The sequence below is a fragment of the Streptomyces sp. NPDC059371 genome (genome assembly GCF_042751995.1).
Taxonomy (GTDB): domain Bacteria; phylum Actinomycetota; class Actinomycetes; order Streptomycetales; family Streptomycetaceae; genus Streptomyces.
In genome coordinates this window covers 32,521-53,631 of record NZ_JBHYXD010000038.1, presented here as the reverse complement: position 1 = coordinate 53,631, position 21,111 = coordinate 32,521, and the positions used below count along the sequence as shown (strand labels likewise).

General features: G+C 71.5%; 20 protein-coding genes. 13 read left to right on the top strand and 7 right to left on the bottom strand.

Annotated elements, in window-relative coordinates; all coding sequences use genetic code 11:
* Positions 1–23 precede the first annotated feature (23 nt).
* Both ACFXGX_RS22060 and ACFXGX_RS22055 read left to right on the top strand, forming a co-directional pair.
* Positions 24–1,694 carry a hypothetical protein gene (locus tag ACFXGX_RS22060; RefSeq protein ID WP_384793812.1) on the top strand — a complete coding sequence of 557 codons (1,671 nt, stop codon included), beginning with the start codon at positions 24–26 and terminating at the stop codon, positions 1,692–1,694.
* Positions 1,691–3,628, top strand: coding sequence for a glycogen debranching N-terminal domain-containing protein (locus ACFXGX_RS22055; RefSeq protein WP_384793809.1), 1,938 nt, complete (start codon positions 1,691–1,693; stop codon positions 3,626–3,628). The genes ACFXGX_RS22060 and ACFXGX_RS22055 overlap by 4 nt, the downstream gene beginning before the upstream one ends.
* A gap of 114 nt (positions 3,629–3,742) precedes the next feature.
* Here the strand turns inward: ACFXGX_RS22055 and dusB are convergent, their stop codons facing one another.
* The gene (gene dusB / locus ACFXGX_RS22050) at positions 3,743–4,909 is read right to left on the bottom strand and encodes a tRNA dihydrouridine synthase DusB (RefSeq protein ID WP_384793806.1); all 1,167 of its coding nucleotides are present in this window, start codon (positions 4,907–4,909) and stop codon (positions 3,743–3,745) included.
* Positions 4,910–5,005: 96 nt separating this feature from the next.
* Here dusB and ACFXGX_RS22045 point away from each other — a divergent pair, with 96 nt between their 5' ends.
* Complete coding sequence (locus ACFXGX_RS22045) at positions 5,006–6,469, top strand: MFS transporter (RefSeq protein WP_384793803.1); 1,464 nt, start codon at positions 5,006–5,008, stop codon at positions 6,467–6,469.
* Positions 6,470–6,491: 22 nt separating this feature from the next.
* Here the strand turns inward: ACFXGX_RS22045 and ACFXGX_RS22040 are convergent, their stop codons facing one another.
* On the bottom strand, positions 6,492–7,481 hold the full coding sequence (locus ACFXGX_RS22040; RefSeq protein ID WP_384793885.1) for a helix-turn-helix transcriptional regulator: 990 nt from the start codon (positions 7,479–7,481) through the stop codon (positions 6,492–6,494).
* 110 nt (positions 7,482–7,591) lie between these two features.
* Here ACFXGX_RS22040 and ACFXGX_RS22035 point away from each other — a divergent pair, with 110 nt between their 5' ends.
* The 4 genes from ACFXGX_RS22035 to ACFXGX_RS22020 all read left to right on the top strand — a co-directional run bounded on the left by ACFXGX_RS22035 (position 7,592) and on the right by ACFXGX_RS22020 (position 12,174).
* Positions 7,592–9,010, top strand: coding sequence for an MFS transporter (locus tag ACFXGX_RS22035; RefSeq protein WP_384793800.1), 1,419 nt, complete (start codon positions 7,592–7,594; stop codon positions 9,008–9,010).
* Between the two features lie 270 nt (positions 9,011–9,280).
* Positions 9,281–10,681: a M14 family zinc carboxypeptidase gene (locus ACFXGX_RS22030; protein WP_384793797.1), complete on the top strand. Its 1,401-nt coding sequence runs from the start codon at positions 9,281–9,283 to the stop codon at positions 10,679–10,681.
* 116 nt (positions 10,682–10,797) lie between these two features.
* Positions 10,798–11,004 carry a hypothetical protein gene (locus ACFXGX_RS22025; RefSeq protein WP_355763986.1) on the top strand — a complete coding sequence of 69 codons (207 nt, stop codon included), beginning with the start codon at positions 10,798–10,800 and terminating at the stop codon, positions 11,002–11,004.
* A gap of 117 nt (positions 11,005–11,121) precedes the next feature.
* Positions 11,122–12,174, top strand: a complete 1,053-nt coding sequence (locus tag ACFXGX_RS22020) for a chitinase (RefSeq protein ID WP_384793794.1) — start codon at positions 11,122–11,124, stop codon at positions 12,172–12,174.
* A gap of 130 nt (positions 12,175–12,304) precedes the next feature.
* Here the strand turns inward: ACFXGX_RS22020 and ACFXGX_RS22015 are convergent, their stop codons facing one another.
* On the bottom strand, positions 12,305–13,687 hold the full coding sequence (locus ACFXGX_RS22015; RefSeq protein WP_384793791.1) for a glycine--tRNA ligase: 1,383 nt from the start codon (positions 13,685–13,687) through the stop codon (positions 12,305–12,307).
* Between the two features lie 197 nt (positions 13,688–13,884).
* Here ACFXGX_RS22015 and ACFXGX_RS22010 point away from each other — a divergent pair, with 197 nt between their 5' ends.
* The 4 genes from ACFXGX_RS22010 to ACFXGX_RS21995 are packed head-to-tail and all read left to right on the top strand — an operon-like array spanning position 13,885 to position 17,006.
* Positions 13,885–14,847 carry a metal ABC transporter solute-binding protein, Zn/Mn family gene (locus ACFXGX_RS22010; RefSeq protein WP_384793788.1) on the top strand — a complete coding sequence of 321 codons (963 nt, stop codon included), beginning with the start codon at positions 13,885–13,887 and terminating at the stop codon, positions 14,845–14,847.
* A complete protein-coding gene (locus ACFXGX_RS22005; protein WP_384793882.1) occupies positions 14,847–15,632 on the top strand; it encodes a metal ABC transporter ATP-binding protein in 786 nt (261 codons plus the stop codon). The genes ACFXGX_RS22010 and ACFXGX_RS22005 overlap by 1 nt, the downstream gene beginning before the upstream one ends.
* Positions 15,632–16,531, top strand: coding sequence for a metal ABC transporter permease (locus ACFXGX_RS22000; RefSeq protein ID WP_384793785.1), 900 nt, complete (start codon positions 15,632–15,634; stop codon positions 16,529–16,531). The genes ACFXGX_RS22005 and ACFXGX_RS22000 overlap by 1 nt, the downstream gene beginning before the upstream one ends.
* 58 nt (positions 16,532–16,589) lie before the next feature.
* Entirely contained in the window at positions 16,590–17,006 is a 417-nt protein-coding gene (locus ACFXGX_RS21995; RefSeq protein ID WP_328555661.1) for a transcriptional repressor, read from the top strand.
* Between the two features lie 148 nt (positions 17,007–17,154).
* On the opposite strand, the gene ACFXGX_RS21990 is transcribed toward ACFXGX_RS21995, so the two are convergent.
* The 3 genes from ACFXGX_RS21990 to ACFXGX_RS21980 form a co-directional block, all read right to left on the bottom strand.
* Positions 17,155–18,000, bottom strand: a complete 846-nt coding sequence (locus ACFXGX_RS21990) for an isoprenyl transferase (RefSeq protein ID WP_384793782.1) — start codon at positions 17,998–18,000, stop codon at positions 17,155–17,157.
* A gap of 129 nt (positions 18,001–18,129) precedes the next feature.
* Positions 18,130–18,876 carry a DNA repair protein RecO gene (gene recO, locus ACFXGX_RS21985; RefSeq protein ID WP_384793779.1) on the bottom strand — a complete coding sequence of 249 codons (747 nt, stop codon included), beginning with the start codon at positions 18,874–18,876 and terminating at the stop codon, positions 18,130–18,132.
* Positions 18,877–18,944: 68 nt separating this feature from the next.
* Positions 18,945–19,169, bottom strand: coding sequence for a hypothetical protein (locus tag ACFXGX_RS21980; protein WP_384793777.1), 225 nt, complete (start codon positions 19,167–19,169; stop codon positions 18,945–18,947).
* 307 nt (positions 19,170–19,476) lie between these two features.
* Between ACFXGX_RS21980 and ACFXGX_RS21975 the strand changes: the two genes are divergently transcribed.
* Together ACFXGX_RS21975 and ACFXGX_RS21970 are read left to right on the top strand one after the other, a co-directional pair.
* Positions 19,477–20,310, top strand: a complete 834-nt coding sequence (locus tag ACFXGX_RS21975) for a helix-turn-helix domain-containing protein (protein WP_384793774.1) — start codon at positions 19,477–19,479, stop codon at positions 20,308–20,310.
* Positions 20,292–20,513 (top strand): DUF397 domain-containing protein, encoded by a 222-nt coding sequence (locus ACFXGX_RS21970; RefSeq protein WP_384793771.1) that lies wholly within the window; start codon positions 20,292–20,294, stop codon positions 20,511–20,513. The genes ACFXGX_RS21975 and ACFXGX_RS21970 overlap by 19 nt, the downstream gene beginning before the upstream one ends.
* 119 nt (positions 20,514–20,632) lie before the next feature.
* Here ACFXGX_RS21970 and ACFXGX_RS21965 read toward each other — a convergent pair whose 3' ends face one another.
* On the bottom strand, positions 20,633–21,109 hold the full coding sequence (locus ACFXGX_RS21965; protein ID WP_384793879.1) for a protein phosphatase: 477 nt from the start codon (positions 21,107–21,109) through the stop codon (positions 20,633–20,635).
* Positions 21,110–21,111: the final 2 nt, after the last annotated feature.

Here is a 21,111-nt window from a genome sequence, read left to right as displayed (position 1 = left end):
CGGACGTCTTCGGGGAGACCTGAGTGGACAGCACAACCCAGCTCACCGCCCTGCACAGGGGACCCGTCACCCCCGTGCGCAGCTCCGGCACTCCGGCGCACGCCTCCGGCCCGCCCTCCCCGCCCCACGCGGACGGCGTCGTCCGGAGCGGACCACCCGTATACGATCCCGGCGGACCGTCAGGATCGCTGCACCTCAGGGCTTCCCGGGTGCTGGAGGGCAACTGGACCGGAACGTCCACGGTGCCCTCGCGCGGCCTGTATCCGCACCAGTGGTCCTGGGACTCCGCGTTCATCGCGATCGGCCTCCGGCATCTGTCCCCCGTGCGGGCGCAGACGGAGCTGGAGACCCTGCTCGGCGCGCAGTGGGCCGACGGGCGTGTGCCGCACATCGTGTTCAACCCCTCCGTCCCGCTCGACGCGTACTTCCCGAGCCCCGACTTCTGGCGCTCCTCCACCGCCGGGCGCGCCGCGGGCGCCCCGCGCACGGTACAGACGTCGGGCATCGTGCAGCCACCGGTGCACGCGCTCGCGGTGTGGCTGGTGCACCGGGCGGACCCGGGACTGTCCAGGGCCCGCTCGTTCCTCTCCCGGATGTATCCCCGCCTGGCGGCCTGGCACCGCTATCTCCTGCACCGCAGGGACCTGGGCGGCGGGGGTCTGGCCAGCGTGGTCCATCCCTGGGAGCAGGGCATGGACAACAGTCCCTGCTGGGACGCCCCGCTCGGTCGCGTCTCCCCGGCGCTGGCCCGCTCCTTCCGGCGCGCCGACCTCGACCACGGCGCTCCCGAGGACCGGCCGACGGATCTCGACTACGGGCGGTACGTACGGCTGGCGGCGGACTACCGGGACCGTGGATACGCGGACGGCGGCGGCGAGTTCGCGGTCGAGGACCCGCTGTTCAACGCCCTGCTGATCGCCTCGGAGCACGCGCTGGCCGAGATCGCGCGGGAACTGGGAGCGACGGGGACGGCCCGGCACGCGCGCGCGGAACGGCTGACGGCGGCGCTGGTGGAGCGGTTGTGGGACCCGGCGGAGGGCATGTTCTTCTGCCGCGACGAGCGGAGCGGCGGCACCGCCGAAGGAAGCGGCGGGGCCGGCGGAAGCGGCAGCGGGAGCGGAGGTTCAGGGGGCCGTGGAAGCGGCGGCGGGCACAGTGGTGCGCTGATCCGCGAGCGCAGTGTCGCCGGGCTGCTGCCGCTCATCCTGCCCGCGCTGCCGCGCGACATCGCCGCCACGCTCGTACGGACCGCGTGCGGGCCGCGCTTCGGCCTCGGCGGGGCGGCACGGCTCGCGCCGAGCTACGACCTGACCGGCGAGGCGTTCGATCCGCACCGCTACTGGCGGGGGCCCGCCTGGTTCAACACCAACTGGCTGCTGGAGCGCGGGCTGCGGCTGCACGGGGAGCACGGACGGGCGGACGCGCTGCGGGCCGCCCTGCTGGACACCGCCGGTGAGTCCGGGTTCGCGGAGTACGTGGACCCGTTCACCGGCGAGGCCTGCGGAGCACTCGGTTTCAGCTGGACGGCGGCGCTGACGCTCGATCTGCTGCACGAGCCCTCCGGAACGGCACAAGTCGTGTCCCCGCAGGGGCGCGGCGCGTTGACCGACACGGCACCGGGCACCGGCGCCGGCGGTGCGGGACAGCGCGCATGGGATTTCAGGGCGGACGCCAAGGGAGGGGACCGGGGATGACGGACCGGCATCATCTGCTCGTGCACGGTGGAACGTTCGCCGCCGTGGGCGACGGCGGGGACATCAGCGGAGTGCGGGGCGGCAGCTCTCCGGACGGGTTGTTCGTACGGGACGCCCGGCACCTCAGCCGCTGGCAGCTCACGGTGGACGGCGCGGTGCCCGAGGCGCTCACGCCGGTCGCGGACGGTGACACGGCACGCTGTGTCCTGGTGCCGCGCGGCGGCCGCAACGAACCGCCCGCCTACACGCTCTTCCGTGAACAGGCCGTCGCCGAGGGCTCGTTCGTGGAGGCGCTGCGCGTCACCAGCAACCGTTCGACCGCCACCACGGTCCGGATCGCGGTCACCGCCGACGCCGACTTCACGGATCAGTTCGAACTGCGTTCCGACCACCGCACGTACGCCAAGACGGGCGTCGTGCGCCAGCGGCAGGTCCTGGACGACGGGGTCGAGTTCAGCTACCGGCGCGGGGAGTGGCGGTCCCGTACGACGGTCACCTCCGAGCCCGCGCCGGACGGCGTGGAGGAGACGGGCACGGGCGCGCGGCGGCTCGTCTGGACCCTCGACCTCGAACCGCACGGCTCGGCGGAACTGGCGCTGCGCGTCGCGGCGCGTCCGCACGGCGCCGCGCACGAGCCCCGCGTTCCCTCCTCGCCCGCCGCGGCGGGCGAGCGACTCCTCGCCCTGGAGGACGAGTTCGCGCAGGGGGTGCCGTTCCCGACCGGCTGGCCGGAGCTGGCCGCGGCCTGTGCGCGCGGCCTGTCCGACCTCGCCGTCCTCCAGGTGCCGGCGACGGGCCCGGACGGCGAGGAGCTGCGGGTGCCCGCGGCCGGGGTCCCCTGGTTCCTCACCCTGCTGGGCCGCGACGCCCTGCTCACCTCGCTCTTCGCCCTGCCCTACCGGCCGCAGCTGGCCGCCGCCACGCTGCCCGCGCTGGCCGCCACCCAGGCGGTCGAGGTGGGGGCGGGCGCGGTCGCCCAGCCAGGCAAGATCGTGCACGAGGTGCGGCACGGCGAGCTGGCGCACTTCGGGCAGGTGCCGTACGGGCGTTACTACGGTTCGGTGGACGCGACGCCGCTGTTCCTGGTGCTGCTCGGCGCCTACACCGAGCAGACCGGCGATGTGACCCTGGCCCGTCGTCTGGAGCCCAACGCCCGTGCGGCGATCGGCTGGATGCTGGACCACGGCGGGCTGACCTCACGCGGCTATCTCGTGTACCGCGCGGACGGCGGCGGTCTCGCGAACCAGAACTGGAAGGACTCCCCCGGTGCCATCTGTTCGGCCGACGGCAGCCGTCCCACCGGGCCGGTGATGGCGGCGGGCGCGCAGGGATACGCGTACGACGCGCTGCGCCGCACCGCCCAACTGGCCCGCACGGTCTGGGACGACGAGGTCTACGCGGCGCTCCTGGAACAGGCCGCCGCCGACCTGCGCGACCGTTTCCAGCGGGACTTCTGGATGAGCGAACACGCCTTCCCCGCCCTGGCGTTGGACGGCGACGGCCGGCATGTCGACGCGCTCGCCTCGGACGCGGGGCATCTGCTGTGGTCCGGCCTGCTGGACAAGGAGTACGGCGAACTGGTCGGCCGGCGGCTCCTCGAACCGGACTTCTTCTCCGGCTGGGGGGTGCGCACGCTCGCCGCGGGCCAGTCCGCGTACCACCCGCTGTCGTACCACCGCGGTTCCGTCTGGCCGCACGACAACGCCCTGATCACCCTGGGGCTGGCGCGGTACGGACTGCACGACGAGGCCCGTACGGTGGCGCACGGACTCGTGGACGCGGCCACGGCGGCGGGGCACCGTCTGCCGGAGGTCATCGCGGGCTACGGCCGTGACACCCATGCCCAGCCTGTGCCCTACCCGCACGCCTGCGTACGGGAGTCCCGCTCGGCGGCGGCACCGCTGGCCCTGCTGGCGGCGGTGGGCGGCGCCTAGACGTTCTGGTCCGGAGCCGAGAAGATCCGGCCCGGATCCGAGAAGCTCCGGCCCGGATCCCGAGAGCAGGTCCGGTGCGCGTGCGGGCGGCGCGCGCACCGGGCCACCGGCGGATCAGCCGCCGGAGGTGTCCAGTTCGGCGTCCTCGGACACGCCCGCGCAGTCGTAGGGGTCCTTCAGCCAGCCGTCCGGCAGGACGACCCGGTTGTTGCCCGAGGTACGGCCGCGCGGTCCGTCGGCGCCCGACGGCCACGGCTGGTCCTGGTCCAGCTCGGCCAGCCCGTCGGAGAGTTCGGCGAGCGACGAGGTGATCGCGAGGCGCTTGCGCATCTCCGAGCCCACCGAGAAGCCCTTGAGGTACCAGGCGACGTGCTTGCGGAAGTCGATGACACCGCGCGCCTCGTCGCCGATCCACTCGCCGAGGAGCGTGGCGTGGCGGACCATGACGGTCGCGACCTCGCGGAGCGTCGGTCGCGCGTAGGCGTCGGGGCGGCCCTCGAAGGCGGCCACCAGGTCGCCGAACAGCCAGGGCCGGCCGAGGCAGCCGCGCCCGACGACGACCCCGTCGCACCCGGTCTCGCGCACCATCCGCAGCGCGTCGTCCGCCGACCAGATGTCGCCGTTGCCGAGGACGGGGATCTCCGGCACATGCTCCTTCAGCCGGGCGATGGCGTCCCAGTCGGCGGTGCCGCCGTAGTGCTGGGCGGCGGTACGGCCGTGCAGCGCGATGGCCGTCACGCCCTCCTCGACCGCGATCCGGCCCGCGTCCAGGAAGGTGATGTGGTCGTCGTCGATGCCCTTGCGCATCTTCATGGTGACGGGCAGGTCCCCGGCTCCGCTGACGGCCTCACGCAGGATCGCGCGCAGCAGGTGGCGCTTGTACGGGAGGGCGGAGCCGCCGCCCTTGCGGGTGACCTTGGGGACCGGGCAGCCGAAGTTGAGGTCGATGTGGTCGGCGAGGTCCTCCTCCGCGATCATGCGGACGGCCTTGCCGACGGTGGCGGGGTCGACACCGTAGAGCTGGATCGAGCGCGGCTTCTCGGTCGCGTCGAAGTGGATGAGCTGCATGGTCTTCTCGTTGCGCTCGACCAGCGCCCGCGTGGTGATCATCTCGCTGACGAAGAGGCCCTTGCCGCCGCTGAACTCGCGGCACAGCGTGCGGAACGGCGCGTTCGTGATCCCGGCCATGGGGGCCAGGACGACGGGCGGCTGCGCCGTGTGGGGGCCGATCGAGAGCGAGGAGTTCAGCGGGGAGTCCACCGTGGACGTGGGCGTGGGCATTCCCCCATTGTGGCGTACCGGGCCGGATGCTCGCGCGAAAGATCATGTAGTGGTCATTAGTTAGACACACTATCGACAACGCCGTACGCTGAGGCCATGCCTGAGCTCAGCCACCGCCGCCGGATGCTGGTGCTCGCGATCTGCTGCATGAGTCTGCTGATCGTGAGCCTCGACGTCACGATCCTGAACGTCGCCCTGCCCTCGATGCAGCAGGAGTTGCACGCGAGCGTCGCGGGCATGCAGTGGACCATCGACGCGTACACCCTGGTACTGGCCTCCCTGCTGATGCTCGCGGGCTCCACCGCCGACCGCATCGGCCGGCGCAAGGTGTTCATGACGGGCCTGGTCCTGTTCACCATCGGCTCGGTGCTCTGCTCCCTCGCCCCGAACCTCGACACCCTCATCGTCTTCCGGATGGTCCAGGCCGTCGGCGGCTCGATGCTGAACCCGGTGGCGATGTCGATCATCACCAACACCTTCACGGACCCGCGCGAGCGGGCCCGCGCGATCGGCGTCTGGGGTGCTGTGGTCGGTATCTCCATGGCCGCGGGACCGCTGGTGGGCGGACTGCTCGTCGACACGGTGGGCTGGCGGTCCATCTTCTGGATCAACCTTCCCGTCGGCCTCGCCGCGCTCCTGCTGACGCTGCGCTTCGTCCCCGAGTCCCGCGCCCCGAAGGCCCGCCGTCCCGACCCGGTCGGCCAGTTCCTCGTCATCGCCCTGCTCGGCTCCCTCACGTACGCGATCATCGAGGCGCCCACCTCCGGGATCGTCCACACCCTGTCCTTCGGCGTGATCGCGCTCGCCGCGCTGCTCGGCCTCCTGTGGTACGAGCCGAGGCGCGACGAACCCCTGATCGACCTGCGGTTCTTCCGCTCGGTGCCGTTCAGCGGGGCCACCGTCATCGCGGTGAGCGCGTTCGCCGCCCTCAGTGGCTTCCTGTTCCTGTCGACGCTGTACCTGCAGAACGTGCGCGGTCTGAACGCCCTGCACGCGGGTCTGTGGATGCTGCCCATGGCGTTCCTGTGCTTCGTCTGCGCTCCCGTGTCCGGGCGCCTGGTCGGCAACCGCGGTCCCCGGCCGTCCCTGCTCATCGCCGGGGTCGCGATGACCGTGAGCGGTGTGCTGTTCGCGGCGTTCGAGGCGGAGACGTCGAACGTCACGCTCGTGATCGCCTACGTCTTCTTCGGCATCGGCTTCGGCTTCGTGAACGCGCCCATCACCAACACCGCCGTCTCCGGCATGCCCCGCTCGCAGGCGGGCGTCGCCGCCGCCGTCGCCTCGACCAGCCGGCAGATCGGCGGCACCCTCGGGGTCGCGGTCATCGGCGCGGCGCTCGCCTCCGGCATCCAGGCCTCCGCCTACCGGGAGACCTTCGTCGCGGCCTCGCTCCCCGGCTGGTGGATCATCACCGGCTGCGGTGTCGCCGTCCTCGCCCTCGGCTGGCTCAGCAGCGGACGCCGGGCCCGCGCGTCGGCCGAGCGCACGGCCCGTCTGCTGGAGTCCCCGGAGATCCGGGAGGCGGCGGGGGTGCGGGCGCAGGACACGTCCGCCGCCTGACGGGAGGGGCGGCTCGGCCCGGTCAGGCCGCTCCCGCCGCCTTCACCCGGGGCCGCGCCTCGGCCCCGTCCCCGTCCTGGTCCTGGGGGCCCGACTCCGCTTCGGACTCCAGCGCGATGGCGTGCAGCTTCTCCAGCCGTTCGCGGCTCTCCTCGTCCTGGGGCGGGTACGTCACCATCCGGGCACCCAGGTCGGGGGCGAGCCACAGGTCCGTGTGATCGACGGTGACCAGGCCGACGTACGGATTCAGGAACTTCTTCGTCTTCCCGCGGGTGGCGGCCACCTCGTACCGGTCCCAGTTCTCGCGGAACTCGGCCGACTCGGCCCGCAGCCGCTTCAACAGGGTCTTCCAGGCGGGCTCCCCCAGGTGCCCGGCCATCGACGCGCGCAGCTTCGCGGCCATCAGCCGCGTGGTCTCGTCGAGCAGGACGATCGACGCGCGCCACTCCGCGTTGGTGTAGGCGAGGAGCACGCAGTTGCGGTCGGCGGGCGGGACCGTGCCGAGGTCGCGCATCATCAGCCGCGCGTAGGTGCGGTTGTACGCCAGGATGTCGTACCGGCTGTTCTGGATGCAGGCCGGTACGGGCTCCAGCTTCGTCAGGATCCGGCGCAGTGCCGGGGTGATCACCGCGCACTGCGCCGCGGGCGTGGGGTCGACCGCTCCGGCGAGCTGGAAGAGGTGGGCCCGCTCGCTGGTGTCCAGCAGCAGGGTGCGGGCCAGCGCGTCGAGGACCTGTTCGGAGACCTGGATGTCGCGGGCCTGTTCGAGCCAGGTGTACCAGGTGACTCCGACGGCGGAGAGCTGGGCGACCTCCTCGCGGCGCAGGCCGGGCGTGCGCCGCCGACGGCCACGGGGCAGCTGCACCTGCTCGGGGGTGATGCGTTCGCGGCGGCTGCGCAGGAAGGTGGCCAGTTCGTGCCGCCGGATCTCACCCGCACGGGACACGGCCCGTTCCGGGCCGGGGGACGTCGGCTGCGGCGGGGCCTGGGTGGAGGGTGTCTCCCGGGTCATCGTCGTCATGCCTCCAGCCTGCCGCTCGGCTCAGCCTGTTGCCAGGTAGTGCTTGTACCAGGATAAGGAGACTCTGGTACCTGTCTGAGTACAGGAGAAGTCTGGAGGACGTGACCGAAACCGGAACTCTCACGACCACCGTCCGCGCCCCCGCCGCGCCACCCGACCTCGGCGGCCTCGGACTCTTCACGGTGCTGCTCGGCGCGGCACTGCCCCTGATCGACTTCTTCATCGTCAACGTAGCCCTTCCGACCATCGGGCAGGACCTGAACGCGAGTGAGGCCGTCCTCGAACTCGTCGTCGCCGGCTACGGGGTCGCGTACGCCGTCCTGCTCGTCCTCGGCGGACGCCTCGGCGACCTGTTCGGGCGCCGTCGGCTCTTCCTCGGCGGCATGGCGGCCTTCGGCCTGACCTCGCTCGCCTGCGGGCTCGCGCCCACCGCGTGGACCCTGGTGGCGGCGCGGGTCACCCAGGGCGCGGCCTCCGCGGCGATGCTGCCGCAGGTCCTCGCCACCATCCAGTCGGCGACCTCCGGGCCCCGCCGCGCCAAGGCGATGGGCCTGTACGGGGCCACGGCCGGGCTGTCCATGGTCGCCGGGCAGATCCTCGGCGGACTGCTGGTCGCGGCCGACATCGCGGGCACCGGCTGGCGCTCGGTGTTCCTGGTGAACGTGCCCGTCGTCGTGCTCGGGCTGGTCCTGGCCCGCCGTGCCGTCCCCGAGACCCGCTCGCAGCGCCCTGAGCCGATCGACGCCCCCGGCACGATCCTGCTCGCGGTCGCGCTGCTGGCGCTGCTCGCCCCGCTCACCGAGGGCCGGGCCGCGGGCTGGCCGCTGTGGACCTGGGTGTCACTGGCCCTGTTCCCGCTCGCCGCCGCCGCCTTCTACCTCGTCGAACGCCGTGCGGACCGGCTCGGCCGCACCCCTCTGGTCCCGCCGAGCCTGTTCGAGCTGACCTCGCTGCGCCGGGGCCTGATCATGATCGTGCCGTTCTCCATCGGCTTCAGCGGTTTCATGTTCGTGATCGCGGTGGCGCTGCAGCGCGGCGAGGGGCTCGGTCCGGTCCCGGCGGGGCTGGCCCTCGCGCCCATGGCGGTCGTCTTCTTCGTCACCTCGCTGTGCGGGCCCCGGCTGATCGCCCGCTACGGGACGCGGGTCGTGACCGCGGGGGGACTGATCCAGGCGGTGGGCCTGGGGCTCATCACCCTGGCCGCCTGGCGCTCGTGGCCGGACCTCGGGATGGTGGAACTGCTGCCCGGAGCGGCCGTCGCCGGGGCGGGCCAGGCGCTCCAGCTCCCTGTCCTGATCCGGATCATCCTCTCCGAGGTGCCGCCCGCGCGGGCCGGCGTGGGCAGCGGCGTGATGGCCACCACCCAGCAGGCGGCGCTCGCCGTCGGGGTCGCCACCCTGGGCACCCTGTTCCTGTCACTCGCCACCTCCCACGGCATGCGGGACGCCCTGGTGACGACCCTCCTGGCCCAGTTGGCCGGCGTGGCCCTGAGCCTGCGACTGCCCCGCGAGATCCACTGAGCCGGCGGGCCCCCGGGCGCCGCCCGTACTCGCCGGCGGACCGGCGCACCGGGTACCCACCCCCCGTACCGGTGCCCGGCCCCGCCCCGCGGGGGCTTGTACCCGGCCCCGCCCCGTGGAGTACTCCTCGAACCGCGGGGTACCCCTCCGCCCGGCCAGCGGCATATGCACTGGCCATGAGGCTGTCGCCTTCCCCTCAGGGGCTGTTGACACCAGTGGTGCGTCATGTCGTACTGAGTCGCACCGAAGTCGAACGGAGCGTGCCCGGCGATGGCCGGCGTGTTCCGTCCGGCCTACCCGCGATCCACGATCCACGATCCGAGGAGACTCCGTGGCCGAGATCAAGATCCGCGCGCTGGACCGGAGAAAGACCCGGGACGACAGCAATTCCGGACACTGAGCTATCCCACGCCCGCCGACGTCACCCGCACCGCCGAGGCCCTGACCGCCCGCCATCCCGGCCTGTGCCGGCTGAGCACGATCGGCCACTCCCGGCACGGCCTCCCCCTGCGGATGCTGAGCGTCGGAAAGGGGCCACGGCACGCCCTCGTGGTCGCGGGCGCACACCCCAACGAGTACGTCGGCGGGGGCACCCTTCTGGCGCTGGCCCACCGCGCACTGGACGGCGAACGGCCCGGCACCGTATGGCACTTGGTGCTGTGCCTCGACCCGGACGGAGCGCGCCTCAACGAAGGCGGGCACCGGGCCGACACCCTGTTCGGCCACTACCGGTCCTTCTTCCGACCGACCGCCGACGAACAGCCCGAATGGGCACCCGCGCTTCCCCGCCCGCGGTTCCTGCCGGAGAGCCGCGCTCTGCTCGACGTCATCCGCAGGCTGCGGCCCTACATCCAGATCTCCCTGCACAGCACGGACATCGGCGGCACCTTCGCCCAGCTCACCCGGGACGTCCCCGGACTCGACCAGACCCTCGCCGTCTCCGCGGAACGGCTCGGCATCCCGGTCGAGAGGGCCCCGCTGGACGCCCTGCACTGGCCCACCAGCGCGCCCGGCGTCTTCGTCCTGCCGCCGCCCGGAGCGCCCGAACGCCCCACCGCCTTCCCGGAGAACGCCCACCGCTCCACCTGGCTCGCCCCGCACGCCCACGGCGGCGTCACCGCGGTGCTGGAGGTACCGGTCTGGGCCGCCGCCGGATTCGCCGACCTCGCCCCCCATCCCGCCCCGGAACAACGGCTGCGGCACTGGGCGGACCGGCTGCGGGACTACGCCCACACCGTCCGCGGCCACTACGAACGGGCCCGCCCCCATCTCCCGGCCCCCGGCCCCGATCCGGCCTTCAGCATGCGCCGGGCCGTGGCCGAAACGCTGCGTGTGTGCGGCCCGTTGGCCGACAGCTGGGACCCCGCGCACCCGTCGTTCACCCCGCTCCCCGGCCTCTCCCGCGCCCGTACCGCCAGCATCGAGGGCTTCGCCCGGCGCACCCCGCTCCGGGCCGCCGCCATGCTGCTGCGCCTCCTCGAGGAGTACGCGCCCGCGCCGGGGACCGCGGCCCAACGCACCGAGCTGGAAGCCCTCGTGGCACGCTGGTGCGCCGCCTACTCGGCGAGCTTCACGGCGACCTGGGTACCGGTGGACCGGCAGATAGAACACCAGGTCAACGTCACCACGGCCGCCGTCGAGGCCGCCGAGGGGCACCTCGCCCCGTCGTGACCGCGAGCGCGATCGCGCCCGGTCCCACCGAAGTCACCGCCGAAGAACCCCCGTTGATCTTCACCATGCTGCACACTCCTTGCTGCGCAGACGAAGCGGGAGAACCAGGAGGTGTCATGCTTCAGATCAACGCGAGCAAAGTGAGCCGCTGGGACCAGCACGGCCGCGAACACACCGTCCACGTGCAACGGGCGGGCGTCCAGCGCACCATCCGATGCGAGACGTGCGGCTGGCGCAAAAACACCCAGTTCCTCCCCTGGCTGAAGGCGGAGGAACACCTGGCCGAGGAACACCAGGCGACGGTCGACCCGAAAGAGGCCTGAACCGAGGCACCGGGGCGAGCCTCCGGCCACTTTGGTCCAGACCTCTTGACGAAAGGTCTGGACCGCGCGACTGTCATGCCTACGACACCTCACCGCACCCCCACCGGGAGGCCTCGCATGATGCGCCGGAGACTGCGTCCGCTCGTCGTGGCACTGGCCGCGGCCGTCCTCGTCCCGCTGTACGGCGCGGGTGCGCCCGGCGCCTTCGCCGCGGACACCTGCGCCGTGAAGTCCCGTCCCGCCGGAAAGGTCCTCCAGGGGTACTGGGAGAACTGGGACGGCGCGGCCAACGGTGTGCATCCGCCCTTCGGGTGGACGCCGATCACCGACTCCCGTATCGCCGCGCACGGCTACAACGTGGTCGACGCGGCGTTCCCCGTCATCCGCTCGGACGGCACCGCGCTGTGGGAGGACGGGATGGACACGGGCGTGAAGGTCGCCACGCCCGCCGAGATGTGCGCGGCCAAGGCGGCGGGGCAGACGATCCTGCTGTCCATCGGCGGGGCGGCCGCCGGCATCGACCTGAGCTCGTCCGCGGTCGCCGACCGTTTCGTCGCGACGATCGTGCCCATCCTGCGGAAGTACAACTTCGACGGCATCGACATCGACATCGAGACCGGGCTCGTCGGCAGCGGCAGCATCGGCCGGCTCTCCGCGTCGCAGGCCAATCTGATCCGGATCATCGACGGGGTGCTGTCCCGGATGCCGTCGAACTTCGGGCTGACGATGGCGCCGGAGACCGCCTACGTCACGGGCGGCAGCGTCGCGTACGGCTCGATCTGGGGCGCGTACCTGCCCATCGTGAAGAAGTACGCGGACAACGGGCGGCTGTGGTGGCTGAACATGCAGTACTACAACGGCAGCATGTACGGCTGCTCCGGTGACTCCTACTCCGCGGGCACCGTGCAGGGCTTCACCGCCCAGACCGACTGTCTCGACAAGGGGCTGGTAGTGCAGGGGACCACCATCAAGGTCCCCTACGACAAGCAGGTCCCGGGGCTGCCGGCCCAGTCCGGCGCGGGCGGCGGCTACATGGCGCCGAGCCTCGTCTCCCAGGCCTGGCGCCACTACGGCACCTCCCTCAAGGGCCTGATGACGTGGTCGGTCAACTGGGACGGCTCGAAGAACTGGACCTTCGGCGACAACGTGAAGGCGCTCCAGGGCCGCTGAGCAGGCCGGGACGAAGGACACCGGGACGAGGGACGGCCCGGTAGAGGACGCCCGGACACCCCATGGTCCGGGACACCGCGAAGCCCCCGCCTCCCTCTCCGGGAAACGGGGGCTTCGCGCAGTGCGTGGGTCAGCAGCCGACGAGACGGGCGGCCAGGTAGCCCTCGATCTGGTCGAGCGAGACACGCTCCTGCTTCATCGAGTCGCGCTCGCGCACCGTGACGGCGTTGTCGTCGAGGGTGTCGAAGTCGACGGTGACGCAGAACGGCGTGCCGATCTCGTCCTGACGGCGGTAGCGGCGGCCGATGGCGCCGGCGTCGTCGAACTCGATGTTCCAGTGCTGGCGCAGCGCCGCGGCGAGACCCTTGGCCTTCGGGGACAGGTCCGCGTTGCGGGACAGCGGCAGGACCGCGACCTTCACCGGGGCGAGACGGTGGTCGAGGCGCAGCACCGTGCGCTTCTCCAGCTTGCCCTTGGCGTTGGGGGCCTCGTCCTCGACGTAGGCGTCGAGCAGGAAGGCGAGCATGGCGCGGCCGACACCGGCGGCGGGCTCGATGACGTAGGGGGTCCAGCGCTCCTGGGCCTCCTGGTCGAAGTAGGAGAGGTCCTGGCCGGAGGCCTTGGAGTGCGCGCCGAGGTCGTAGTCGGTGCGGTTGGCGACGCCCTCCAGCTCACCCCACTCGTTGCCGCCGAACTGGAAGCGGTACTCGATGTCGGCGGTGCGCTTGGAGTAGTGGGAGAGCTTCTCCTTCGGGTGGTCGTACCACCGCATGTTCTCCTCGCGCAGGCCGAGACCGGTGTACCAGTTCCAGCGCTGCTCCATCCAGTACTCCTGCCACTGCTCGTCCTCGCCCGGCTTGACGAAGAACTCCATCTCCATCTGCTCGAACTCGCGCGTGCGGAAGATGAAGTTGCCGGGCGTGATCTCGTTGCGGAAGGACTTGCCCATCTGGGCGATACCGAACGGCGGCTTCTTGCGCGAGGCGATCTGCACGCTGGCGAAGTTGGTGAAGATGCCCTGGGCGGTCTCGGGGCGCAGGTAGGCGACGGAGCCGCTGTCCTGCGTCGGGCCGAGGTGGGTGGAGAGCAGGCCCGAGAACTGCTTGGGCTCGGTGAACGTGCCCTTGTTGCCGCAGTTGGGGCAGTTGAGGTCGGCGAGGCCGTTCTCCGGGAGGCGGCCGTGCTTGGCCTCGTAGTGCTCCTCCAGGTGGTCGGCCCGGAAGCGCTTGTGGCACGAGGTGCACTCGGTCAGCGGGTCCGTGAAGGTGGCGACGTGACCGGAGGCGACCCACACCTCGGGGGCCAGGATCACGGACGAGTCGAGACCGACCACGTCCTCGCGCGACGTGACCATGTAGCGCCACCACTGGCGCTTCAGGTTCTCCTTGAGTTCGACGCCGAGCGGGCCGTAGTCCCAGGCGGCCTTCTGTCCCCCGTAGATCTCACTACAGGGGAACACGAAGCCACGGCGCTTGCTCAGGCTGACGATGGAATCGATCTTGTCGGCGGCCACGGTGCTCTCTTCATTACGAACGGACGGCAGCGAATGCTTCAGGTTACCGGCGTCGCCCACCCCCGCATCAAATCGGTTCCCGCGGTAGGCCGCTTCCTGCCGGTTGGATCCACTTGATACCCGTTGCCGAAGCGCGCGCGGGCATCCGCACGAGGGCTTGTTGACAATCGTTTCCAGATTTGTTGAAAATGACTGTCATGAACGTACGACGACGCCTCATATCGGGGTCCGCCGCCGCGGCGGCCATCGCCCTCGGCCTCGGCGCCCTCACCGCCTGCTCGGGTTCCGCCGCGGCCGGCGGCCGGAACGACGGCAGACTCGACGTCGTCGCGTCGTTCTACCCGCTCCAGTACCTCGCCGAGGAGATCGGCGGCTCGCATGTGAGCGTCACGAATCTGACCCGGCCCGGCCAGGAACCGCACGACCTGGAGATCAGCGCCCGAGAAACGGCGCGGCTCCAGGAGGCGGACGCGGTGTTCTACCTCAAGAACCTCCAGCCGGCCGTGGACGACGCGGTCGCCCAGTCCGAGGTCGAGACCAAGGTCGACGCGGCCTCGCTGACCACGCTGGAGAAGCACGGCAACGAGGTCGGCGGGCACGCCGCCGCGCACGACCACAGCGAGGGCGAGGAATCCGGCGCCGCCGACCCGCACGTCTGGCTCGACCCGGTGCGCTTCGGCCAGGTGGCCGAGGGCGTGTCGGCCGCGCTGAAGAAGGCCGATCCGAAGCACGCGGCGGACTACGACAAGAACATGGCCGCGCTGCGGAAGAAGTTCACCGCGCTGGACGAGGACTTCCGCGACGGGCTCGCGAACACGAAGACCAAGACCTTCATCACCACCCACGCCGCGTTCGGCTACCTCGCCGAGCGCTACGGACTCACCGAGGAGGCCGTCAACGGCCTCGACCCCGAGTCCGAGCCCAGCGCGAACCGGGTGAAGGCCCTGGAGAACCTGGCGAAGGCCGACGGCGTCACGACGGTGTTCTACGAGACGCTCGTCAGCGACCGGACCGCCGGCACGATCGCCCGCGACGTGGGGCTGCGGACGGATGTCCTCGACCCCCTCGAAGGCATCACCGACAAGTCCAGGGGCAGCGACTACATGCAGGTCATGCGGTCGAACCTGAAAGCCCTCAAGACGGCTCTGGGAACGAAGTGATCACTGTGGAGGACGCCGTGAACGAGTCCGTCGTATCCCTGCGTGGTGTCCGGGCGGAACTGGGTTCGCGCCCGGTCCTGCGCGGCATGGACCTGACCGTGCGCCGCGGCGAGGTCGTCGCGCTGCTCGGCGCCAACGGCTCCGGCAAGTCGACCGCCGTGCGCAGCGTCATCGGCCAGATCGCCGTCAGCGCCGGCGAGATCGAGATCTTCGGCGTTCCGCGCCGCCGCTTCCGCGACTGGCACCGGGTGGGCTACGTCCCGCAGCGGACCACGGCCGCGGGCGGTGTGCCGGCGACGGTCACCGAGATCGTCGCCTCGGGCCGGCTGTCCCGCGCCCGCTTCGGCATCCTGCGCAAGGCCGATCACGCGGCCGTGCGACGCGCCCTGGAACTCGTCGGGATGGCGGACCGCGCCAAGGACTCCGTGAACGCCCTGTCGGGCGGACAGCACCAGCGGGTCCTCATCGCCCGCGCGCTGGCCTCCGAACCCGAACTGCTGATCATGGACGAGCCGATGGCGGGCGTGGACCTCGCCAGCCAGGAGGTGCTGGCCGCCACCCTGCGCGACCAGGTCGCCCAGGGCACGTCCGTGCTACTCGTCCTGCACGAGCTGGGCCCCCTGGAGCCACTGATCGACCGCGCGGTCGTCCTGCGGGACGGCTGCGTCCTGCACGACGGCCCGCCACCGCAGGCGGTCGGCCAGCACGCCCTGCCCGGCCACGACCACGTACACCCGCACGCGGCTCACGACGCCGAACCGATCCGGACGGGACTCCTGAGCTGATGGACATCCTCGACTACGCCTTCATGCAGCGGGCACTGCTCGCCGCCGTCCTGGTGGGCGTCATCGCGCCCGCCGTCGGCATCTACCTCGTCCAGCGCCGTCAGGCCCTGATGGGCGACGGCATCGGCCATGTGGCGATGACGGGCGTCGGCCTCGGCTTCCTGCTCAACACGTCACCGGTGTGGATGGCGACGGCCGTGTCCGTGCTGGGCGCCGTGCTCATGGAGCTGATCCGCTGGTACGGGAAGACCCGCGGGGACATCGCGCTGGCCATGCTCTTCTACGGGGGCATGGCGGGCGGCGTGATGTTCACCAGCCTCGCGGGCGGCTCGACCGCCAACCTGACCTCGTACCTCTTCGGCTCGCTGTCGACGGTGAGCGAGTCCGACGTGACGGCGATCTTCCTGCTGGCCGCCTTCGTCCTGGTGGTCACGCTGGGGCTGCGCCGGCAGTTGTTCGCGGTCAGCCAGGACGAGGAGTTCGCGCGGGTGACCGGTCTGCCGGTGCGGGCCCTGAACCTGCTGACGGCCGTCACGGCGGCGGTCACGGTGACCGTCGCGATGCGGGTGGTCGGCCTGCTGCTGGTGAGCGCGCTGATGGTCGTGCCGGTCGCGGCGGCCCAGCAGCTCACCCGGAGCTTCGCGGCGACGTTCGCGGTCGCGGTGGCGATCGGGGTGAGCGTGACGATCGGCGGCACGGTGACGTCGTTCTACCAGGATGTGCCGCCCGGCTCGACGATCGTGCTGCTGACGATCGGCGCGTTCATCGCGCTGACGGCGCTGGCGTCACCGCTGGCACGGCGCCGGGCCCGGGCCGTGGCCGCCGCGCAGGCCGCCGGGGATCCGGCGGAGTGCGCGATTCCGGCCACCCGCGGACCGGAGAGCGCCGTCGGCGTCTGACCGGGCACTGTCCGGGCTGGCACAATGGCCGGGCAAGCGCAGACGCGAGGAGGCAACGGTGACAACCGCTGGATCGCCCGTCCGGGGCCGCTCCACCCGGCAGCGTGCCGCCGTGGCGGCGGCGCTCGACGAGGTGACCGAGTTCCGCAGCGCGCAGGAGCTCCACGACATGCTCAAGCACAAGGGCGACTCGGTCGGGCTCACCACCGTCTACCGCACGCTCCAGTCCCTCGCCGACGCCGGCGAGGTCGACGTCCTGCGCACCTCGGAGGGCGAGTCGGTCTACCGGCGCTGCTCCAGCGGCGAGCACCACCACCACCTCGTCTGCCGCGTCTGCGGCAAGGCCGTGGAGGTGGAGGGCCCGGCTGTCGAGAAGTGGGCGGAGGCCATCGCCGCGGAGCACGGCTACGTGAACGTGGCGCACACGGTGGAGATCTTCGGTACGTGCGCGGAGTGCGCGGCGGCGAAGGGCTGAGCCCCTTCGGGAGCGCGGTCCCTCAAACGCGGGCCAGGCGGCGATCGAGGATCACTCGCAGCCGGTCCACGTCCTCGGGGTGCGCGGTTCGGTGGTGATGAGCCGTGATCGTAACGCCGGATTCGAACAACCCCGCGGGCGGCGGGTGTTAAGAGCCGTCGCCCCGCATGGCCTCCTCCATGGCGAGCAGTTTCTCGTTCGGGACGGCGCCGCCGAAGCGGCGGTCGCGCTGCGCGTACTCGACGCAGGCCCGCCACAGGTCACGCCGGTCGAAGTCGGGCCACAGCACGTCCTGGAAGACCATCTCGGCGTAGGCGCTCTGCCAGAGCAGGTAGTTGGAGGTGCGCTGCTCGCCGCTCGGACGCAGGAACAGGTCCACGTCCGGCATGTCCGGGAAGTACATGTACTTCTGCAGCGTCTTCTCGGTGACCTTGGACGGGTCGAGGCGGCCGGCCTTCACGTCCTCGGCCAGCGCCTGCGCCGCGTCGGCGATCTCGGCGCGGCCTCCGTAGTTCATGCAGAAGTACAGCGTGAGCGCGTCGTTGTCCTTGGTCTGCTCCTGGGCGATCTGGAGCTCCTTGGCGACCGACTTCCACAGCTTGGGCATCCGGCCCACCCAGCGCACCCGGATACCGAGCTCGTCGAGGGTGTCGCGGGTCTTGCGGATGAAGTCCCGGTTGAAGTTCATCAGGAAGCGCACCTCGTCGGGCGAGCGCTTCCAGTTCTCGGTGGAGAAGGCGTACAGGGAGATGCTGCCGACGCCGGCCTCGACCGCGCCCTGGAGGACGTCGAGGACGCGCTCGGCACCGACCTTGTGCCCCTCGGTGCGCGGCAGCCCGCGCTCCTTGGCCCAGCGGCCGTTCCCGTCCATGACGATCGCCACATGGTTCGGGATGAGCTCACCGGGGAGTTTGGGCGCACGGGCACCGGAGGGGTGCGGTTCCGGTGCCTTGTACTCGCGGCGCCGGCCACCCAGGATCCCGCGTACGACCATGTGCTTCTCGTCTCCCTCTTGCTCGCGTGCGCCGGGCGCCCGTCTCGTTCTGCCTGCTGTTCTCTGCCGCTCTCGCGCGCTCGTACCGCGCTCGTGCGCCTTCGCCGCCCCGGACTGCCCGGGCGGCGCCTACTTCTCCACGTACCGCAAGGAGCGCAGTCCGCGCTCCAGATGCCAGTGCAGATACGCCGACACCAGCCCGCTGCCCTCCCGGACGTGCCGCGGCTCGCACGCGTCCGCGGTCTCCCAGTCTCCCGTGAGCAGCGCGCCGAGGAGTTCGAGGGCCTGAGGCGAGGGTACGACGCTGCCGGGCACCCGGCAGTCGACGCAGACGGTTCCTCCCGCCGCGACCGAGAAGAAGCGGTTCGGTCCCGGCATGCCGCATTTGGCACAGTCGCTGAAGCTGGGCGCGTAGCCGTTGACCGCGAGGGAGCGCAGCAGGAAGGCGTCGAGGACGAGGTGCGGTTCGTGCTCGCCCCGGGAAAGGGTGCGGAGCCCGCCGACGAGCAGCAGATACTGCTGCACCGCGGGCTCCCCCTCGTGATCGGTGAACCGCTCGGCGGTCTCCAGCATCGCGGTCCCCGCGGTGTAGCGCGGGTAGTCGGTGACGATCCCGCCACCGTACGGAGCGATCGTCTCGCTCTGTGTGCACAGGGGCAGCCCGCGGCCGATGAGTTCACTGCCCCGCGCGAAGAACTGCACGTCCACGTGGGAGAAGGGTTCGAGGCGCGCCCCGAACTTCGACTTGGTCCGCCGGACACCGCGCGCCACCGCCCGTACGCGGCCGTGACCGCGCGTGAGCAGCGTGATGATCCGGTCCGCCTCACCCAGCTTCTGGGTGCGCAGCACGATGCCGTCGTCGCGGAACAGGCTCATGCGGCCCATTCTCGCCTACGGCACACGCCACCCGGCCCGGTCGGGTCGCATTGTTCCTGGGACCCTCGTCACGGCACCTCGCCGCGGCTGCGGGCGTTGGCGTACGCGGTCGCCGCGCTGATCCGTTCCGTCGGGGTCGCCTCCCGGACGGCCTCCGGCCGGCAGTCCCACTCCCTGCCACCGCCGAGCGGTCTGAGCTGTACGTACGGCCCCTCGTGCCCCATGACCACGCCGACCCTGCCCGTGCGGGTGTCGACGGCGCAGGAGCCGGTCGGCGGCAGCGCCGCCTTCATCGCGGGGCCGCCGTGAGCCGGGCCACGACCTCGACCCCCGCGAGCACCGTCCGTAAGTCCTGCACAGTTTCCTCCGCCTCTTCGACGCGGTGCGCCGAGTCCCGCCGCCCGTCAGGCGGCGTGTGTACGTGGGTCTGTCCGTGCTTTCGTCCGTGCGCCGGCGCTTGTGCTCGTGCGTGCTCTTCCTTCACCTGGCCCACCGGTCCTTGTCGATTTCACGCTTCGCATCCCGATCGTGACGCTCCGCATCTAAAATCGGCAGGGTTCCGTCCGCTACAAGCGCGGTGCAGTGCAAGGGGGTTGGCCCATGGCCAACGGTTCGCGGCAGGCCGCCTGGGAGTTTTTCGGTTCAGAACTGAAACGACGCAGGGAGGACGCAGGTTTCACGCAAGTGGAACTGGGGGCTCGGGTCTTCGTCTCCGGCGGCTATATCGGCCAGTTCGAACAGGCCATCCGCAAGCCTCAGTTGGACGTGGCCCAGCGCATCGACACACTGCTGGGCGGCGACGGCTTCTTCGAGCGGATGTGGCACAAGCTCATCGACGACAAGCGCTACGCGGGGTATTTCGCGGCGGTGGTCGAACTGGAGCGGATGGCAACGAAGATCGCGGAGTTCGCGCCCGCTTTGGTGCCGGGTCTTTTGCAGACGGCGGGGTATGCGCGGGCCGTCATGGTGGCGGGGAACCCGCTCTCCAGCGACGAGTACGTCGAGGAGAAGGTGAGCGCCCGCCGCGAACGGGCACGCATCCTGGACGGCACGAAGGCGCCCGTCTACTGGGTGATCCTGCATGAGCAGGTGCTGCGAATCCCGGTCGGCGGGCCGACGACGATGGCGGAGCAACTGGACCACGTCATCGGCCTCGTGCGAGGGCGGCGGGTCCTCGTGCAGGTGCTGCCGTACTCGGTCGGGGCGTATCCGCTCATAGGACGGATGGTCCAGCTCATGGAGTTCGCCGACGCCCCGCCGACCGCCTATACAGAGGCCGTGTATTCGGGCAACCTGCTGGACGAACCAGCCCTGGTTCAGCGGGTGCAGGACGCATACGATCTGCTCAGGGCCGTCGCGCTGCCGCCGGACGCGTCCCTGTCTCTGATCGAATCGGCGTCGGAGGACCACAGACGATGCGCGAGTACGACCTGAGCCTCATTCAGTGGCGCAAAAGTACCTACAGCGACGACAACGGCGGCAGTTGCCTCGAAGTCGCCGACGGAGTCACCGGGCTCGTCCCCGTCCGGGACAGCAAGCTGCCGGACGGACCCGTGCTGCTGATCGGCGCGGGCGCCTGGACCGCCTTCCTCGGCGGGCCGTTCACGGCCGGGGCCGGAAGTACCGGCGGGGCGTGACGCCCACGACGCGGTGGAACGCGGCCGCGAAGGAGCTGTCCGTGGCCGTGCAGCCGGGTGGCGGCGTCCTCCGCTTCCGGGCGACCCGCCCCTAGGGAGCCCAGCCCCCGGGGGCCGGATCAGTCCCGTGTGCCGAAGCGGCGTACGTACGCGCGCTGCCACGGTGTCTCCACGGCGTGCCGGTCGTAGTGCCGGCGTACGTACGCCACCGCTTCCCGGGGCGGTACGCCGTCGAGGACGGCGACGCAGGCCAGGGCCGTGCCGGTGCGGCCCCGGCCGCCGTGGCAGGCGATCTCGACGCGCTCGCCCGCGGCCCGCCGCCAGGCCTCGGTGAGCACGGCGCGGGCCTCCGCCCGGTCGGCGGGCAGCCGGAAATCGGGCCAGCGCAGCCAGTGGGTCTCCCAGGGGACCGGGGGCGGCTGTCCGCCGAGCAGGTACACGGCGTACGCCGGCACGGGACCGCCGTCGGCCGGAAGCGGCCGGCGCAGCGCCCGGCCCCGGATCAGCCGGCCGGAGGGCAGGGACAGCACCCCCGCGCCGTCCGCGTCCCAGAGACCGCTGTCGGCCCGGGAGCCGGTCGGGGAGTGGGGTCGGATGT

What these genes read in the sequence shown, in the direction of transcription:
- dusB (WP_384793806.1), bottom strand. Translation starts at nt 4,909, where the DNA reads ATGCCCACGCCCACGTCCACGGTGGACTCCCCGCTGAACTCCTCGCTC.
- ACFXGX_RS22025 (WP_355763986.1), top strand. Translation starts at nt 10,798, where the DNA reads ATGCTTCAGATCAACGCGAGCAAAGTGAGCCGCTGGGACCAGCACGGC.
- ACFXGX_RS21980 (WP_384793777.1), bottom strand. Translation starts at nt 19,169, where the DNA reads ATGAAGGCGGCGCTGCCGCCGACCGGCTCCTGCGCCGTCGACACCCGC.
- ACFXGX_RS22000 (WP_384793785.1), top strand. Translation starts at nt 15,632, where the DNA reads ATGGACATCCTCGACTACGCCTTCATGCAGCGGGCACTGCTCGCCGCC.
- ACFXGX_RS22030 (WP_384793797.1), top strand. Translation starts at nt 9,281, where the DNA reads ATGGCCGGCGTGTTCCGTCCGGCCTACCCGCGATCCACGATCCACGAT.
- ACFXGX_RS22020 (WP_384793794.1), top strand. Translation starts at nt 11,122, where the DNA reads ATGATGCGCCGGAGACTGCGTCCGCTCGTCGTGGCACTGGCCGCGGCC.
- ACFXGX_RS21970 (WP_384793771.1), top strand. Translation starts at nt 20,292, where the DNA reads ATGCGCGAGTACGACCTGAGCCTCATTCAGTGGCGCAAAAGTACCTAC.
- ACFXGX_RS22040 (WP_384793885.1), bottom strand. Translation starts at nt 7,481, where the DNA reads ATGACCCGGGAGACACCCTCCACCCAGGCCCCGCCGCAGCCGACGTCC.
- ACFXGX_RS22010 (WP_384793788.1), top strand. Translation starts at nt 13,885, where the DNA reads ATGAACGTACGACGACGCCTCATATCGGGGTCCGCCGCCGCGGCGGCC.
- ACFXGX_RS22045 (WP_384793803.1), top strand. Translation starts at nt 5,006, where the DNA reads ATGCCTGAGCTCAGCCACCGCCGCCGGATGCTGGTGCTCGCGATCTGC.
- ACFXGX_RS21975 (WP_384793774.1), top strand. Translation starts at nt 19,477, where the DNA reads ATGGCCAACGGTTCGCGGCAGGCCGCCTGGGAGTTTTTCGGTTCAGAA.
- ACFXGX_RS21990 (WP_384793782.1), bottom strand. Translation starts at nt 18,000, where the DNA reads ATGGTCGTACGCGGGATCCTGGGTGGCCGGCGCCGCGAGTACAAGGCA.
- recO (WP_384793779.1), bottom strand. Translation starts at nt 18,876, where the DNA reads ATGAGCCTGTTCCGCGACGACGGCATCGTGCTGCGCACCCAGAAGCTG.
- ACFXGX_RS22055 (WP_384793809.1), top strand. Translation starts at nt 1,691, where the DNA reads ATGACGGACCGGCATCATCTGCTCGTGCACGGTGGAACGTTCGCCGCC.